The sequence below is a fragment of the Amycolatopsis nalaikhensis genome (genome assembly GCF_030264295.1).
Lineage (GTDB): Bacteria > Actinomycetota > Actinomycetes > Mycobacteriales > Pseudonocardiaceae > Amycolatopsis > Amycolatopsis nalaikhensis.
Genome location: NZ_CP127173.1, coordinates 4,326,218 through 4,341,942 on the forward strand (window position 1 = coordinate 4,326,218; position 15,725 = coordinate 4,341,942).

Below are 15,725 nucleotides of genomic sequence, written 5' to 3' on the forward strand. Positions count from 1 at the left end.
CTGCTCCGCCGCCAGGATTCGAACCTGAACTGTCAGAACCAAAATCTGAAGTGCTGCCGATTACACTACGGCGGATCGATCCTGGTCAGGATAGCGACGATCGGGTGTCGTCCGCGCGGGGGATGCGTTAGGCGGCGCGTCCCCGGGTACCCCCCGCCCGGAGAAGGGTGTGGGTTCAGGCACTCCCCAGCCGCCGGAACCTCCTGTACCGTAACTTACGGCATCGTAGGTTAGGTCACCCTTCGCAGGGCACCGTGCAGGAAGAAGTGAAGCGTATGACGGCCACGCTCGACCGTTCACAGCCCACCGGGGAGCCGCCGGCTCCGAAGGGCCCCAAACCCGTCGTCGACGGCCAGCGCGGCATCGGCGTGCAGCTGTCGGTCTACTTCGGCGTGATCGCGCCGCTGGTGGCCTTGCTGGTCGCCGTGCCGTTCGCCTGGGGCTGGGGACTGAGCTGGGTCGACGTCGGCATCTTCGTGGTGTTCTACGCGATCAGCGGGCTCGGCATCACGGTGTCGTACCACCGCTACTTCACGCACGGCTCGTTCAAGGCCAAGCAGTGGCTGCGCGTGCTGATGGCGATCGCGGGCAGCATCGCCCTGCAGGGCCCGGTGATCACCTGGGTCGCCGACCACCGCCGCCACCACGCGTTCTCCGACCGCGACGGCGACCCGCACTCGCCCTGGGCGTTCGGCACCTCGCCGTGGGCCATCGCGAAGGGCTTCTGGCACGCCCACATGGGCTGGCTGTTCGAGCGCGACCAGACGAACGCCGAGCGGTTCGCGCCGGACCTGGTGAAGGACCCGGCGATCAAGAAGGTCGACGACCTGTTCTGGCTGTGGGCCCTGGTCAGCCTGACGCTCCCGGCGCTGCTCGGCGGCTTGATTTCGTGGTCGCTGTGGGGCGCGGTGACGGCGTTCTTCTGGGCCGGTCTGGTGCGCATCTGCGTGCTGCACCACGTGACGTGGTCGGTCAACTCGATCTGCCACATGATCGGCGAGCGCCCGTTCGCCGCCCGCGACAAGTCGGCGAACTTCTGGCCGCTGGCGATCTTCAGCTTCGGCGAGTCCTGGCACAACCTGCACCACGCGGACCCGACGTCGGCCCGCCACGGCGTGAAGCGCGGCCAGATCGACATCTCCGCGCGGCTGATCTGGATCTTCGAGAAGTTCGGCTGGGTGCACGACGTCCGCTGGCCGACGCCCCAGCGCCTGGCCCGAATCGCCACCGAGAAGCACTAGTCAACTAGGCTGCCCCGGTGGCGGGGAGACGACGTTCGAAGCGTGAGCAGGTCACCGGGGCGCGTCCGGCCGCCCCGGTGACCCGCGTCCGGATGACCGGCACCGAGCGGCGCCAGCAGCTGCTCAACGTGGCGAGGGCGTTGTTCGCCGAGAAGGGCTTCGACGGGACGTCGATCGAGGAGATCGCGCACCGCGCCAACGTGTCGAAACCGGTGGTGTACGAGCACTTCGGCGGCAAAGAGGGCATCTACGCGGTGGTCGTCGACCGCGAGACGCAGCTGTTGCTGGACCGGATGGTCTCGACGCTGCACGGCGGTCACCCGCGGGCGATGCTGGAGCAGGCGGCGACGGCTTTGCTGTCGTACGTCGAGGATTCCCACGACGGCTTCCGGATTCTCGTGCGTGACTCGCCGGTGGCCAGTTCCACCGGGACGTTTTCGACTGTCCTGAACGACATCGCCAGCCAGGTGGAGCACATCCTCGCCCAGCAGTTCGCGGCTCGGGGGTATGACGAGAAGCTGGCCGCGTTGTATGCCCAGGCCTTGGTCGGGATGGTCGCCTTGACCGGGCAGTGGTGGCTGGACGCCCGGAAGCCGAAGCGGGACGAAGTCGCGGCTCATCTGGTGAATCTCGCTTGGAACGGGCTGTCGCACTTGGAGCACAAGCCGAAGCTCCGCCTGGGTTAGCCGCGGGGCAGCGCGCGGAGGGCGAGCTTTCCCAGCATCGCGGTCAGCGCGGCCTCGAACTCCAGCGAGTTGTCGGGTTCCCCGGACATGGCGTGCGTGAGTTCGTGCAGCAGCGTCGCGCAGTACTCGGCGGCTCCGGCGAGCTGACCGCGGTGGATCACGATCCGGTTCTCGGCCGGTTCCCACAAGCCGACGGTGGAGTGCCCGGTTTCGTCAAGGCGCATGGTCTCCGAGATCACGACGCCGGGGCGCCGGTCGATTTCCGCGAGGCGCAGGACCGCGTCGGTCAGTTCGTAGACGGAACGCTCCGGCGGCGTCAGGTCCGCGGTGCTCACGAGGGTGAAGACGAAGCTGTCGTTCCAAGCCTCGCCGTAGCGGCTCAGGTTGAGCAACGGGCGGCCGGTCAGGTCGACCTGCTGGGCGAGCTTCGCCGACACGTCCAGCGGAACGGTGACCAGCCGGTACCCGTCGTCCTCGGCGTAGCGGAGCTGGGGAGTGCCTTCCTGGAAGCTCCGCCGGCGTCACGAAGACGACCTTCTCCTGGCTCGCCAGCACCGTGCAGGCGTGCACGGCGATCTCACGCCAGCTCAGTTCGTCGTGCAGCTGCCCGGTTGCGAACTCGGCGAGGTCTTCGGCCAGCGGCGACACGACGCCGCTCACGCGGCACTGCTTGAGGATCGCCTTGACCCGGTCGGTGTAGGCGGACCGGCCGACGTTGCTGCGCTCGCGGTTGAGGGCCCGGCGCAACGGCGCGTTGATGTCGGTGATGTTGTAGGAGAACAGGAAGTTCGGCTCTTCGGCGACGAGGAGCCCCTTGACGTAGATCCGGCCGGGCGCGGCGGGGGAAACCCGCTTCAGGACCTGGCCGACGGAGGTGGTCTCCAGCAGGTGGTCGCCGCTGTAGTGCAGGAAGAAGTTCTGGGCCGCGGCGACGTCGTCCGCGGTGACGCCGTGCAGCACGACGTCGGTACCGGCCCGGTGGGGATCGGCGGGCGGGCGGATCACGGCGTGCAGGGTCCGCACGTCGGAGAAGGTTTCCTTGGCCCGCTGCCGGGTGGTGATGTCGCCGTGCGCGGACCGGATCTCCACGCGGACGTCGTGCCGGTCGAAGACGGCGAGCGCGTCCTTCAGGCCCATCCCGAACTGGCCGATGACGGCACCGGACCGGCGCTTCTCGTCGTTCTCGTTCTGCGTGAGGTGCGTGTAGCGAAGTCCGCGGCCGAAGTCGGCGACGTGCCACGCACCCGCGGCGTCCTCGGCGATCACGGGTTCGGCGGTCCCGGTGAGGGCGTGTTCGTCGAGAGCGTTCGCGATGACCTCGCGGATCGCGAAGGCGACGGGCCAGTGCTCCAGCACTCGTTCGATGTTCAGGTCGAAGTACTGCTCGCCACCGTCGACGGTCATCGTCCGATTCTGCCCGACGACGCTAGTGGAGCCGTCCGGTTTCGTGCAGGTGGTCGAAGATCAGCTTGTCCACCGCCGAGACCCGGTCCCGGTCCGCGTACTCGAGCCAGACGATCTCTTCGATCTCGCTGCTGGCGCGCGGGGTGCCGGTGTACTCCGCGGTGTAGCAGGTCATCCGCACCAGGACGCCCGCCGCGTGGCCGTGTGCCTCCGCTTCGAACACCCCGGCCGGTTCGATGGTCGGCTCGGCGATCGCCACGTCCAGTTCCTCGCGGACCTCCCGCACGAGCGTCTCGGCGTCCGTCTCACCGGGCTCGCGCTTGCCGCCGGGCAGGTAGTAGACGTCTTTGCCGCGTGAGCGCGTGCTGAGGACCCGGCCGTCCACGAGGTGCAGCCAGGCGATCTTGTCGATCACGGCAGCCGGCCGGTTTCGTGCAGGTGGTCGAAGATCATTTGCGCCACCAGCGACACCCTCGGCCGGTCCGCGTAGCCGAGCCAGGCGATTTCCTCGATCTCGCTGCAGGCCCGGAGATTTCCTTGGTAGTCGGCCGAGTAGGCGGTCGTGCGGACGTGAACGCCCTCCGCGTGCCCGTGCGCCTGCCCTTCGAAGGTGCCTGCCGGGGAGATCGTCGACGGCGTGATCTCCACGCCCAGTTCTTCGCGGATCTCCCGCACGAGCGTCTCGGCGTCCGTCTCGCCCGGCTCGCGCTTGCCGCCGGGCAGGTAGAACTTGTCCTTGCCCCGCGAGCGTGCCGCCAGGACCCGGCCGTCCACCACGTGGATCCAGGCGATCTTGTCGATCACGCCGGACGTGGCCGGATCGATCTTCGTCATGTCCCGATCCTAAGCACTACCCTCGAGCACATGGGGACCAACCGGGAAGTGGTGGTGACCGGCGGCGGCACCGGCATCGGGTACGCCGTCGCGGCGGCCTTCGCCGAAGCGGGTGACCGCGTCACAATCACCGGGCGCCGCGAGAACGTGCTCACCGAAGCCGCGACGCTGCTGGGCGCGCGGCCCGTCGTCTTCGATGCCGCCGATCCGGGCGCCGTCGAAGCCGCACTCGGGGAGTTGCCCGGCCGCGTTGACGTCCTCGTCAACAACGCCGGGGGCAACACCGACTTCCTCGACGGCGAGGGTGACGGCTTGGCCGGGTTCGCGGCCGCCTTCGAACGGAACCTGCGGTCCAATGTGGTCAGTGCCGCGCTGGTGACCCACGCGCTGCGCGAGCGGTTCGCCGACGGCGCGCGGATCGTCACCATCGGCTCGATCGCCGCGCACACCGGCGCCGGGTCCTATGGTGCCGCCAAAGCCGCCGTCGAAGGCTGGAACGTCAGCGTCGCCAGGGAGTTCGGCCCGCGCGGGATCACCGCGAACGTCGTCGCGCCCGGGCTGGTCGGGGACACCGAGTTCTTCCACGGCAAGCTCAGCGATCGCCGTCGGGAATGGCTGGTCGGGAACACCATGAACAAGCGGCCCGGCACGCCGGAAGACGTCGCCGCCGTCGTGGCCTTCCTGGCGAGCCCCGCCGCCGGGCACGTCACCGGGCAGGTCGTGCACGTCAACGGGGGCGCCCACCTCGGGAAGTAGTGGAAGCCGGTCCCCGAGCGCCAGGTCGGCGGTGGCGCTCGGGGACCAGCGCGGTGCTGCCGCGGGAAAACGCTCTTCGGACCGCGTCCAACACTCGTCGGTGGCGGGCGAAAACTCTTGGTACCGAATATGTTCCGCGATCGGACCCCCGGGCGACAGTGCCGAGGGCACCGGCTCGGTGTGACTTTCCCATGATCAGGCGGGCGTGACCTTCAGGAGCTTGTCGTCCGTTCCGTCCGACGTCGTCACGTACAGGGCGCCGTCCGGGCCGCTGCGGACCGCGCGCAGCCTGCCGAACTTGTCGTCGAACTCCGGGGGCAGCGTCACGTCCAGGACCTTGCCCGCCGCGTCCAGGTGGTACATCAGCAGCTTCTGGCCCTTGAGCGCCACCACGACCAGCGCGCCGTCGTTCGAACCCCACTGCGCGCCGGTCAGGAACGCATCGCCGCTGATCGCCTCGGTGATCTTCCCCGACGTCCACAGTGGACTCACCGCGTCCGGGAAGCGCTTGAGGTCGGTCATCGGCACGCTCTCGTCGTAGCTCGTGTCCGTGCCGCCCTTCGACGGGTCCCAGCCGTAGTTCGCGCCCGGCTTCAGCAGGTTGACCTCGTCGTCGAACGTCGGACCGTGCTCGGCCGTGATCACCTGGCCGCTGCCCGGCCGGATCGCCACGCCCTGGACGTTGCGGTGCCCATAGGTGTAGATCAGCCGCTCCCGCGGGTCCGCCGACGTGATGAACGGGTTGTCCGGCAACGGCTTCCCGGTCTTCGCGTCCATCCGCAGCACCTTGCCGCCGAGGGAGTGCCGGTCCTGGGCGATCGACGCGCGCGCCGTGTCGCCGGTGCCGACCAGCAGCGCGCCGTCCGGGGCGAACGTCGGGCGGCAGCCGGAGTGCCGCCCGCTCGGGTTCACCGGCAAGCCGGTCAGGAGATCGCGGACCCGGGTCGCGGAGGCGCCGTCTTCGGCCAGCTTCCACGTCACCAGCCGGATGTCGACGGCCTTGCCGCCCTCCTGGTGGTCCTGGCAGGTGATGAACTCGCGGCTGGTCGAGAAGTCCGGGCTGACGACCATGCCGAGCAGCCCGCCCTCGCCCTTGACGAGGACGTCGGAGAAGTCGGCGCGCACCTCGGTCGCCTGTCCGCCGCGGACCAGCGCGAGCTTGCCGGGCCGCTGCGGCACGAGGATGCCGCCGTCGGGCAGGAAGCCGACGTCCCAGCCGTGCTCGAGCCCGGCGGTCACCGTCTCGACCTTGAACTTCCCGGTCGACGCCGTCGGCGTCGCGGCGGGCGGGACGCTCTGGATCGGCTCGCTCGCCGCCCCCGAGCAGCCCGCGACCAGCAGGGACACCACACCGATGAGACCCAGCACACACCGCATACGGCTCATCCTGCCATCAACCGGTGAAATCACCGTTCGCCGCGACGAGGAACTCCAGATCGCGCGAGCCCGGGATGTAGTGGCCGGTGCCGGGCACGAGGTCGACCGTGGCCCCGGCGGCTTCGAGACGGCGTTTCGTCGTCGCCGAGTCGACCATGGCGTCCTCCGCCCCGGCGACCGCGTAGACGGGCATGGTCAGCTTCGCCAGCGCGGTGTCGTCGAAGACCGGGAACGGCCCGGTGCGGTAGCGGTAGTTCGCCGACACCAGCAGCTGGTGGTCCACGATCCGCGGCTCCGCGTCCGCGCCGAGCACGCCGGCCACGGCTTTCCGCCGCCCCTTCTGGCCGAGCAGCGCCAGCAGGACGGCCTTGACGACGAACCCCTTCTTCATCGGGCCGAGGCCGATCGGGCAGCGCAGCGCCAGCGCCGCGACGCGCTCCGGTCGACGGGTCGCGTAGTCGAGGGCGAGCCAGCCCCCGAACGACGAGGTCAGGAAGGCCGCCCGCGCCGCGCCGACGTGGTCGAGCACCGCGTCCAGCCAGGTCGCGTACCGGTCGGTGGCCAGCGGCGGCCGCGTCTCGGCGCTCAGTCCCGGCTCGCCGATGATGTCGACGGCGTAGACCCGGAACCGCTCGGTCAGCGTCGCGAACCGCTCCGCCCACTCGCCGGAGTTGCTGCCGGAGCCGTGCAGCAGCACCAGCGGCGGGGCGTCGGCCGGGCCACCCGCGACGACGAACGTCTCGCCTTCGGGCGTCGGCACGCGCAGCTGCTCGTGGGGGCCGGGCCACGCCTTCAGGACGTCGAGGTAGCGCTCCCGCAGCAGGCGAGCACCAGCTTCGGATTTATAGATCGTCATGCAAACTACTCTAACGTTCCCTATCAAGCGGATAAACAGGGAAGGTTAGCTGCCAGGTCGGACAAGTCCGGACTCGTAGGCGAAGACCACCGCGTGCACGCGGTCGCGCAGCCGCAGCTTGCCGAGAATGCGCCCGACGTGCGTCTTCACCGTCGTCTCGCCGATGTACAGCTTCGCGGCGATCTCGCCGTTGGACAGCCCGCGCGCGATGAGCCCGAGCACGTCCTTCTCGCGTTCGGTCAGCGCGTCGAGCTTCGCGGCGTCCGCCGGGTCGCGGTCGTCGGCGAGGTAGCGGTCGAGCAGCCGCCGCGTGACCGACGGCGAGACCATCGAGTCGCCGCGCAGCACTCCCCGCACCGCGACGAGCATCTCCTCCGACGGCGCGTCCTTCACCAGGAACCCGCTGGCCCCGGCGCGCAACGCGGCGTACGCGTACTCGTCGAGGTCGAACGTCGTGATGATCAGGACGCGCACGCCGGGCAGCTCGGCGCAGATCCGCTCGGTCGCCGCGACGCCGTCGAGCACCGGCATCCGGACGTCCATCAGCACCAGGTCGGGCCGCAGCTCCCGGGCCAGCTCGACGGCTTCCTCGCCGTTGGCGGCTTCCCCGGCGACGACCAGGTCGTCCTGGCTCTCGACGATCATCCGCAGCCCGACGCGCACCAGCTCCTGGTCGTCGCACAGCAGCACCCGCGTGGTCACGGCTCGACCACCAGGCTGGCGTGCACGCGGTAGCCGCCGTCCGGGCGCGGGCCGGCCGTCAGCTCGCCGTGGAACATCTCGACGCGCTGGCGCATCCCCGGCAGCCCGCGCCCCGACGACGGCAGGGCCGGGGCGGGCGCGGGCGCGCGGCCACCGGTGTTCGTCACCTCGATCCGGATCTCGCGCGGCTCGAAGGCGACGGCGACGCGGCCGGTCGCGTCCGCCGGGGCGTGCTTGATCATGTTGGTCAGTGCCTCCTGGACGATCCGGTACGCCTGCAGCGCGGCGCTCGCGGGCAGGCCGCCCGGGTCGCCGGTGACGTCGAGCGCGACGTCGCGCCCGGACTGCTCGACGAGTTCCCGCAGCTCGGCGACGGTCGGCTGCGGGCTGCGGCCGTCCTGGCCCGCGTGCAGGACTTCGAGCAGCCGCCGCAGCTCGGCGAGCGCGTCCCGGCCGGTGCGGCCGATCGTGTCGAGTGTGCGGTCGACGGCCGCGGGGTCGCGGTGCCGGGCGAGCTTCGCGCCTTCGGCGTTGAGCACGATCACGCTCATGCTGTGCGCGAGGACGTCGTGCAGTTCGCGGGCGATCCGGGTGCGTTCTTCGGCGACGGCGGCGCGCGCCTGGGCGTCCGCCCGTTTCTCCTCTTCCGCGGTGAGCTGGGCTTTCTTGCGGAAGAACTCGCCGAGTGTCCACGCGGCGATGTGCAGCGGCCAGACCCCGACGACCGTGAAGGTCGGGTTCTCGGTGTAGGTGCCCCAGACGAACCCCCACTGCCAGCCGAGGACGAAGATCGCGACGGTGATCAGCGCGGCGAACCCCCGCTGCCCGAGCTTGACCAGGGTGAACAGCACGACGGCCATCGCCAGCTCGGTGCGGCCGCGGTCGTAGGCCCAGATCTCGTTGGTGTACACCGCCACGGCCCCGGCGATGACGAGCACCGCGGCCGTGCGCGGGAACCGGCGGCGGACCAGGAGCGGGAGCAGGAACAGCATCGGGATCGCGCGGATGACCCACGGCTGTTCGTTCGACCAGCTGGGCGCGAGGAAGACGAACACCGCGTACAGCGGCAGGTCCTTCGTCCACTGGTGCCTGCGCACCCACACCACGAGCCGTTCCACGGACCGAACGTAACGCGGCGGCCGGGTCGGCGGCGTCCTTCCGCGGTACCGATCGGGTCCTCCCGCGGGAGGACGAGACCGGTCGATCCGGCGGATTCGCGGCCACCCGCGGCGTTCCTACCGTCGGCGGCATGTCGATCACCAGGGAGTTCTTCCGGCACCCGCTGCTGACGGGCGCGATCGCGCCGAGCTCGCCGCGGCTGGCCGAAGAGATGACGGCGGGCCTCGGCCTGGAGCGCGCGGCCCGCGTCGCCGAACTCGGCCCGGGCACGGGCGTGTTCACCGAAGCCGTCCTCGCGCTGCTACGCCCCGAAGCGCGCCTGACCGCGTACGAGATCAACCCGCGTTTCGCCGTTTCGCTTCGCGCGCGGTTTCCGCAGGTGGACGTCGTCACCGGCTCGGCGGAGCACCTCGCGCCGGACGACGTCGACGTCGTCGTCTCCGGTCTGCCGTGGACGGCCATGACCGCGGGACGGCAGCAGCGCATCCTCGACGCGATCGTCGCGGCGCTGGCCCCGAACGGCCGGTTCACGACGTTCGCGTACGCCCACGCGGCCTGGACGCCACCCGCGCGTCGCTTCGCCGCTTCGCTGCGAAGCCGTTTCGCGGTCGTGGAACGGACTCCGGTGGTCTGGGGGAACCTGCCGCCCGCGTTCGTCTACCGGGCGGCACTGCCGGTGGCGGTGGGGAGGGCGCGGCGTGGACAGCCTGCTGCGGCCCCTGCTTGACGCGCCGGCGGCGGTCGTCTACCTGGTCTGCGCGCTGGTGATCACGGCGGAGACGGCGGTGCTGCCGGGGATCGTGCTGCCGACGTTGTCGACGTTGCTGCTGATGGGTTTCCTCGCCGAGCGCGGCACGCTCCACCTCGGACTCGCGTTGGTGGTGGCCGTGCTCGCGGCCGTCCTCGGTGACCAGCTGGCTTATCTCGAAGGGCGCTACTGGGGGCCGCGCGTGGCCCGCCGCGTCGGCCGCGACCGCTGGGACCGCGCGGAGGCGGTGGTCGCGCGCTACGGCGTCCCGGCGGTGGTCGCGGGCCGCTGCCTGGTCGGGCTGCGGACGCTGGTGCCGCGCGTGGCGGGTTCAGCGGCGATGCCGTACCGGCGGTTCGCGGCGGGCAGTGTGGCGGCGGCGGTGGTGTGGGCGAGCGCGGAGCTGCTGGTGGGTCACTTGACGGCGTTGGCCGTCTGAAGGCGTTCGGCGGTTTCGGCGTCGGCGGGCAGGAACGTCTCCAGCTTCAGCTCGGAGACGGTCACATCGGCGGCTGTCGCGAACGTCGTGATCGCCGTGATCAGCCGCAGCTCACCGACCGAAGTGGACAGTCGGACCGGCACCGCGAACCCGAGGTGGTCGGGGCTCGGCGGCCGCTCCGGCGGGAGGTAGCTCTCCAGCTCGGCGAGCTGCCGCGCGAGCCGGTCGTCCGGGGTGCGGGCGAGGTCGTTGCGGATGCGCTCGAGGATGTGCCGCGCCCAGTCGTCGAGGTTGCGCACGCGCGACGCCATCCCGCGCGGGTGCAGCGCGAGCCGCAGCGTGTCGACGGGTTCCGCCAGCAGGTCGGCCGCGACGCCTTCGGTGAGCAGGCCGAAGGCGTCGTTCGCGGCGACCAGCACGCCGTAGCGGTCGACGACGATGGCGGGGTAGGGCCGGTGGCCGTCGAGCAGCCGCCGCAGCCCGTCGAGAACCGGCCGGATCGCCGGGTCGTCGAGCTTCGTTTCGGGGTAGGTCGGCGCGTACCCGGCGGCGTGGAGCAGGCCGTTGCGCTCGCGCAGCGGCAGTTCGAGGGACTCGGCGACGCGCAGCACCATGCCGCGGCCGGGCACCGAGCGCCCGCTTTCCATGAAGCTGACGTGCCGCTGCGTCGTCCCCGCGCGCAGGGCCAGGTCGAGCTGGCTGAGCCGCCGCCGGGTGCGCCAGTCCTTGAGCGCCGTGCCGAAGTCCACCCGTTCATCTTGCTCCGCCGGGCGATTCCCTCCGGGGAATTGAGGGCATTCCCGGTTCCGGCGAGGCTGCGGGCATGACGAAATACGGCTTGGTCGTGCCGACCTACCAGCCCATCCTCGACGCCGGGCGGACCGCGCCCGAGCTGGTCGACGTCGCCGTCACGGCCGAAGAGCTCGGCCTCGACTCGGTCTGGGTGGGCGACACCCTCGCGCGCGCCCCACTGGACGCGTTCGCGGTCCTCTCGGCGTTCGCGGCCCGGACGTCGCGGGTGACGTTGGGGACGTCCGCGCTGCTCCCGGCGTTGCGGGACCCGGTGTTGTCCGCGAACCAGCTGCTGTCGATCGACCTGCTGAGCGGCGGGCGTCTCACGGTGGCCGTCGGGGCCGGGTTCGCCGGGCGGAGTGAGCCGGAGTTCGCGTTCGTGGGCGTGCCGTGGGAGCGGCGCCGGGCGCGGCTGGACGACATCGTGGGCCTGTGGCGGGCGGCGTGGAGTGGCGCTGATTCCTTCCACGGTTCGGTGCTGCACTACGACTCGCTGCCTTCCTTCCTCGCGCCTTCCCAGCCGGGCGGGCCGCCGGTGTGGCTGGCGGCTTACACGCCGGGTGCGCTCGCGCGAATCGGACGGTTGTACGACGGCTGGCTGCCGTACCCGCCGGACCCCGCGGACTACGTGTCGGGTCTGGCTCAGATCCGTGCGACGGCGTCGCGTCCGGTGACCCCGGCGTTGTTCGCGACGGTCCTGGTGGAGGACGACGCCGTGCGCGGACGAGAGCTGCTCGAGGAGTACTGCCAGCGCAACTACGGGATGCCCGCGGACTTCGTCCAGGGGATCCAGATGCAGGTGACGGGCTCGGCCGAGGAGGTGGCGGCCCAGCTGCGCCGATACGAAGGAGCGGAGCACATCCTGCTGCGAATCGCGAGCACGGAGCCGAAGGTCTTCGACGAGCAGCTACCCCGCTTGGCCGAGGTGGCGAACCTGCTCCGCTCTTGACGGGTTGCCAACACCCCAAGGCGGCCTTGGTTGCGTCTGACGCACCCAAGGCCGCCTTCGTTGCGTCTCACGCACCGAAGGCCACATTGGGGCGCTCGGGCCGCCACCAGCGGTGATCGGAAACCTGTCGGGGGTGGCACGTAGGCTGGGACCGTGACCGACGCTCCACTGTCCGGACTCCTCACCGCCATCCTTCCCGACCCGGCCCTGCGCGGCGTGGTCGAGCGCGCCGGCGCGCCGCTGCTCGAGCTGCAGGGCCCGATCGCCGCTCGGCAGCTCGTCGCGGCCGCCCTCGCCGCCGATGCGGGCGCGGCCAAGCCCGTCCTCGCTGTCACCGCCACCGGCCGGGAGGCCGACGAGCTGACCGCGTCGCTCAGCGCCCTGCTGGGCAAGCAGAGAGTCGCCGACTTCCCGAGCTGGGAGACCCTGCCGCACGAGCGCCTCTCGCCGCGCGCCGACACCGTCGGGCGCCGCCTGGAGGTGCTGCACCGGCTCAAGACCGGGGACGACGACCTGCGCGTGGTCGTCGCCACCGTCCGCAGCCTCATCCAGCCCATGGCGCCCGGGCTCGGGTCGCTCGCCCCGGTCGACCTCGTCGTCGGCGAAGAGCAGAGCTTCGAAGGCCTCCTCGAACGGCTCGTCGAGCTGGCCTACACCCGCGTCGACATGGTCGAGAAGCGCGGCGAGTTCGCCGTCCGCGGCGGCATCCTCGACCTCTTCGGCCCGACCGCGCAGCACCCCGTCCGCGTCGAGTTCTGGGGCGACGAGGTCAGCGAGATCCGCGCGTTCGCCGTCTCCGACCAGCGGTCGATCCCCGGCGAGATTCCGCGCGTCACGGCGCCGCCGTGCCGGGAGCTGCTGCTCACCGCGCCGGTCAAGGAGAAGGCCGCGGAGCTGGCGAAGACCTACGAGGCCGACGCCCACCTGGCCGAGATGCTCACCAAGCTCGCCGACGGCATCCCCGTCGAGGGCATGGAAGCCCTTATCCCGGTGCTCTGCGAAGGCGAGCTGGAGCTGCTCACCGACGCGATGCCGGTCGGCACGCACGTCCTGCTCACCGACCCGGAGAAGATTCGCGCCCGCGCCGCCGACCTCGTCCGCACCGGCCAGGAGTTCCTCGAAGCGTCCTGGACGACGGCCGCGGCGGGCGGCCAGGCCCCGATCGACCTCGGCGCGTCCGCCTACCGCGGCCTCGACGAGATCGCCTCCCACGCGCAGGACACCAAGCGCGCCTGGTGGACGCTCACCCAGCTGACCAGCGAAGACCCGGACGTCTACCGCGTCTCGGTCGAGGCCGCGCCCGGCTACCGCGGCGAGCTCGAGCGTGCGATGACGGACCTGCGCGCGCACACGGCGGCGGGCGGCACGGCGGTGCTCGTCGTCGCCGGTCAGGGCACCGCGGCGCGCGCGGTCGAGCAGCTCACCGGCGCCGACGTCCCGGCCACCCAGGCCCCCGACGGCCTGGCGAACGCACCGGCCCCGGGCATGGTCACGGTCACCTGCGGCGGCCTCACCGACGGCTTCGTCTCGCCGGAGCGTGCCCTGGTCGTGCTGAGCGAGGCGGACCTCACCGGTCGCGGCGCGGGCGCCGGAACGTCCACAAAGGACTTGAACACCAAGATGCCGTCCCGGCGGCGCAACGCGGTCGACCCGCTCGCGTTGAAGGCGGGCGACTACGTCGTGCACGACCAGCACGGCATCGGCCGGTTCGTCGAGATGGTCCAGCGGACGGTCGCCGGCGCGACGCGCGAGTACCTCCTGCTGGAGTACGCGTCGTCGAAGCGCGGCCACCCGGGCGACCGGCTGTTCGTCCCCACCGACCAGCTCGACGAGGTCTCCCGCTACGTCGGCGGTGAGCTGCCCACGCTCAACAAGCTCGGCGGCTCCGACTGGAAGAACACCAAGGCCAAGGCCAAGAAGGCGGTCAAGGAGATCGCGGCCGAGCTGGTCCAGCTGTACGCGGCACGCCAGGCCGCGCCCGGCCACGCGTTCGGCCCGGACACGCCGTGGCAGCACGAGCTGGAAGACGCGTTCCCGTTCACCGAGACCAACGACCAGCTCGCCGCCATCGACGAGGTCAAGGCGGACATGGAGCGCGGCGTCCCGATGGACCGCGTCATCTGCGGCGACGTCGGTTACGGCAAGACGGAGATCGCCGTCCGCGCGGCGTTCAAGGCGGTGCAGGACGGCAAGCAGGTCGCGGTCCTCGTCCCGACGACGCTGCTGGCCCAGCAGCACCTGAACACCTTCCACGAGCGGATGCGCTCGTTCCCGGTGAAGATCAAGGGTCTCAGCCGGTTCACGAACAAGGCGGAGTCGGACGCGATCCTCGAGCAGCTCGCGAGCGGCGACGTCGACATCGTCATCGGCACGCACCGGCTGCTGCAGACGGGCATCCGCTACAAGGACCTCGGCCTCGTGATCGTCGACGAGGAGCAGCGGTTCGGCGTCGAGCACAAGGAGCACATCAAGGCGCTGCGCACGCACGTCGACGTGCTCACGATGTCGGCGACGCCGATCCCGCGCACGCTGGAGATGTCGCTGGCGGGCATCCGCGAGATGTCGACGATCCTGACCCCGCCGGAGGACCGCCACCCGATCCTGACGTACGTCGGCGCGTACGACGACAAGCAGGTCGGCGCGGCCATCCGGCGCGAGCTGCTGCGTGACGGCCAGGTCTTCTACGTCCACAACCGCGTGTCGTCGATCGAGAAGGCGGCGCGGCGGATCCGCGAGCTGGTGCCGGAGGCGCGGGTCGTGACGGCGCACGGCCAGATGAACGAGGAGAAGCTCGAGAAGATCATCCAGGGCTTCTGGGAGAACGAATACGACGTCCTCGTCTGCACGACGATCGTCGAGACCGGCCTGGACATCTCGAACGCGAACACGCTCCTGGTCGAACGCGGCGACCTGCTGGGGTTGGCTCAGCTGCACCAGCTGCGCGGCCGCGTCGGACGTGGGCGTGAGCGCGGGTACGCGTACTTCCTGTACCCGCCGGAGGCCCCGCTGACGGAGACCGCGCACGACCGCCTGGCGACGATCGCCCAGAACACCGAGCTGGGCGCGGGCATGGCGGTCGCGATGAAGGACCTGGAAATCCGCGGCGCGGGCAACATTCTCGGAGCGGAGCAGTCCGGGCACATCGCGGGCGTCGGCTTCGATCTGTATGTGCGGTTGGTGGGCGAGGCGGTCGACGCGTTCCGGCGGCACGCGGGAGCCGAGCCGACGGAGGAAGAGGAGCTGGCGGAGGTCCGCGTCGACCTCCCGATCGACGCCCACATCCCGCACGACTACGTGCCGGGGGAGAGGCTGCGGCTGGAGGCGTACCGCAAGATCGCGGCGGCCCCGGACACGGAAGGACTGGACGCGGTCCGCGAAGAGCTGATCGACCGCTACGGCCAGCCCCCGGCACCGGTGAACCGGCTGCTGGCGGTGGCCCGGTTCCGCCACACGTGCCGCGAGGCGGGCGTGACGGAGGTGGCGGTCCAGGGCAACACGATCCGCTTCGCGCCGTTGCCGCTGGCTGATTCGCAGATGGTGCGGTTGAAGCGGCTGTACCCGAAGGCGATGTTCAAGGCGGTGACGAACACGGTGTCGGTGCCGAAGCCCACGGAGGGCCCGGCGGGCGGCCGCATCGGCGCGCCGACGCTGCGGGACGAAGAGCTGCTGGACTGGTGCACGAAGTTGCTGACGCAGCTGACGAAGAAGCCCGCCACGGTGTAGAAGGCACGGTGTAAAACGCGGCGGACACCGGGCGCCACTTCGGGGGAACTCCCGTTGTGGCGCCTGGGTTCGCCGTGGCGGTGGCCCTACGTTCGCGGC

At 70.9% G+C, this 15,725-nt stretch carries 16 protein-coding genes and 1 tRNA gene; 7 read left to right on the top strand and 10 right to left on the bottom strand.

All coding sequences use genetic code 11. The annotated features are described in order from the left end of the window. Positions 1-3: 3 nt before the first annotated feature. A tRNA-Gln gene (locus QP939_RS21415) sits at positions 4-75 on the bottom strand. A 200-nt stretch (positions 76-275) separates the two neighbouring features. On the opposite strand from QP939_RS21415, the gene QP939_RS21420 reads away from it, so the two are divergent. Together QP939_RS21420 and QP939_RS21425 are read left to right on the top strand one after the other, a co-directional pair. Beyond that, a complete protein-coding gene (locus QP939_RS21420; protein ID WP_285458578.1) occupies positions 276-1,241 on the top strand; it encodes an acyl-CoA desaturase in 966 nt (321 codons plus the stop codon). Positions 1,242-1,333: 92 nt separating this feature from the next. Then, the gene (locus tag QP939_RS21425) at positions 1,334-1,927 is read left to right on the top strand and encodes a TetR/AcrR family transcriptional regulator (RefSeq protein WP_003062116.1); all 594 of its coding nucleotides are present in this window, start codon (positions 1,334-1,336) and stop codon (positions 1,925-1,927) included. Here QP939_RS21425 and QP939_RS21430 read toward each other — a convergent pair. The 4 genes from QP939_RS21430 to QP939_RS21445 are packed head-to-tail and all read right to left on the bottom strand — an operon-like array spanning position 1,924 to position 4,135. Beyond that, complete coding sequence (locus QP939_RS21430; RefSeq protein ID WP_285458579.1) at positions 1,924-2,151, bottom strand: hypothetical protein; 228 nt, start codon at positions 2,149-2,151, stop codon at positions 1,924-1,926. The genes QP939_RS21425 and QP939_RS21430 overlap by 4 nt on opposite strands. Continuing rightward, positions 2,141-3,331, bottom strand: coding sequence for an ATP-binding protein (locus tag QP939_RS21435; protein ID WP_285458580.1), 1,191 nt, complete (start codon positions 3,329-3,331; stop codon positions 2,141-2,143). Before QP939_RS21435 ends, QP939_RS21430 begins: the two co-directional genes overlap by 11 nt. A 22-nt stretch (positions 3,332-3,353) precedes the next feature. Next, on the bottom strand, positions 3,354-3,746 hold the full coding sequence (locus tag QP939_RS21440) for an NUDIX hydrolase (protein ID WP_285458581.1): 393 nt from the start codon (positions 3,744-3,746) through the stop codon (positions 3,354-3,356). Then, complete coding sequence (locus QP939_RS21445; RefSeq protein ID WP_285459809.1) at positions 3,743-4,135, bottom strand: NUDIX hydrolase; 393 nt, start codon at positions 4,133-4,135, stop codon at positions 3,743-3,745. The genes QP939_RS21440 and QP939_RS21445 overlap by 4 nt, the downstream gene beginning before the upstream one ends. A 60-nt stretch (positions 4,136-4,195) precedes the next feature. Here QP939_RS21445 and QP939_RS21450 point away from each other — a divergent pair, with 60 nt between their 5' ends. Continuing rightward, complete coding sequence (locus QP939_RS21450) at positions 4,196-4,921, top strand: SDR family NAD(P)-dependent oxidoreductase (protein ID WP_285458583.1); 726 nt, start codon at positions 4,196-4,198, stop codon at positions 4,919-4,921. Positions 4,922-5,116: 195 nt separating this feature from the next. Here the strand turns inward: QP939_RS21450 and QP939_RS21455 are convergent, their stop codons facing one another. The 4 genes from QP939_RS21455 to QP939_RS21470 are packed head-to-tail and all read right to left on the bottom strand — an operon-like array spanning position 5,117 to position 8,974. Continuing rightward, on the bottom strand, positions 5,117-6,298 hold the full coding sequence (locus tag QP939_RS21455) for a PQQ-dependent sugar dehydrogenase (protein ID WP_285458584.1): 1,182 nt from the start codon (positions 6,296-6,298) through the stop codon (positions 5,117-5,119). A 16-nt stretch (positions 6,299-6,314) separates the two neighbouring features. Further along, positions 6,315-7,154 carry an alpha/beta fold hydrolase gene (locus QP939_RS21460; RefSeq protein ID WP_285458585.1) on the bottom strand — a complete coding sequence of 280 codons (840 nt, stop codon included), beginning with the start codon at positions 7,152-7,154 and terminating at the stop codon, positions 6,315-6,317. A gap of 45 nt (positions 7,155-7,199) precedes the next feature. Beyond that, positions 7,200-7,856: a response regulator gene (locus QP939_RS21465; RefSeq protein ID WP_285458586.1), complete on the bottom strand. Its 657-nt coding sequence runs from the start codon at positions 7,854-7,856 to the stop codon at positions 7,200-7,202. Next, positions 7,853-8,974 (bottom strand): histidine kinase, encoded by a 1,122-nt coding sequence (locus QP939_RS21470; protein ID WP_285458587.1) that lies wholly within the window; start codon positions 8,972-8,974, stop codon positions 7,853-7,855. Before QP939_RS21470 ends, QP939_RS21465 begins: the two co-directional genes overlap by 4 nt. A 131-nt stretch (positions 8,975-9,105) precedes the next feature. Here QP939_RS21470 and QP939_RS21475 point away from each other — a divergent pair, with 131 nt between their 5' ends. Then, positions 9,106-9,702: a class I SAM-dependent methyltransferase gene (locus tag QP939_RS21475; protein ID WP_285458588.1), complete on the top strand. Its 597-nt coding sequence runs from the start codon at positions 9,106-9,108 to the stop codon at positions 9,700-9,702. Next, positions 9,674-10,162, top strand: a complete 489-nt coding sequence (locus tag QP939_RS21480) for a DedA family protein (RefSeq protein ID WP_285458589.1) — start codon at positions 9,674-9,676, stop codon at positions 10,160-10,162. The genes QP939_RS21475 and QP939_RS21480 overlap by 29 nt, the downstream gene beginning before the upstream one ends. On the opposite strand, the gene QP939_RS21485 is transcribed toward QP939_RS21480, so the two are convergent. After that, a complete protein-coding gene (locus QP939_RS21485) occupies positions 10,138-10,911 on the bottom strand; it encodes a helix-turn-helix transcriptional regulator (RefSeq protein WP_285458590.1) in 774 nt (257 codons plus the stop codon). The two genes, QP939_RS21480 and QP939_RS21485, sit on opposite strands and share 25 nt — an antisense overlap. Positions 10,912-10,985: 74 nt before the next feature. Here QP939_RS21485 and QP939_RS21490 point away from each other — a divergent pair, with 74 nt between their 5' ends. Both QP939_RS21490 and mfd read left to right on the top strand, forming a co-directional pair. Then, positions 10,986-11,903, top strand: a complete 918-nt coding sequence (locus tag QP939_RS21490) for an LLM class flavin-dependent oxidoreductase (protein ID WP_285458591.1) — start codon at positions 10,986-10,988, stop codon at positions 11,901-11,903. A gap of 168 nt (positions 11,904-12,071) precedes the next feature. After that, complete coding sequence (gene mfd / locus QP939_RS21495; RefSeq protein ID WP_285459810.1) at positions 12,072-15,626, top strand: transcription-repair coupling factor; 3,555 nt, start codon at positions 12,072-12,074, stop codon at positions 15,624-15,626. The last annotated feature ends 99 nt before the right edge of the window (positions 15,627-15,725 follow it).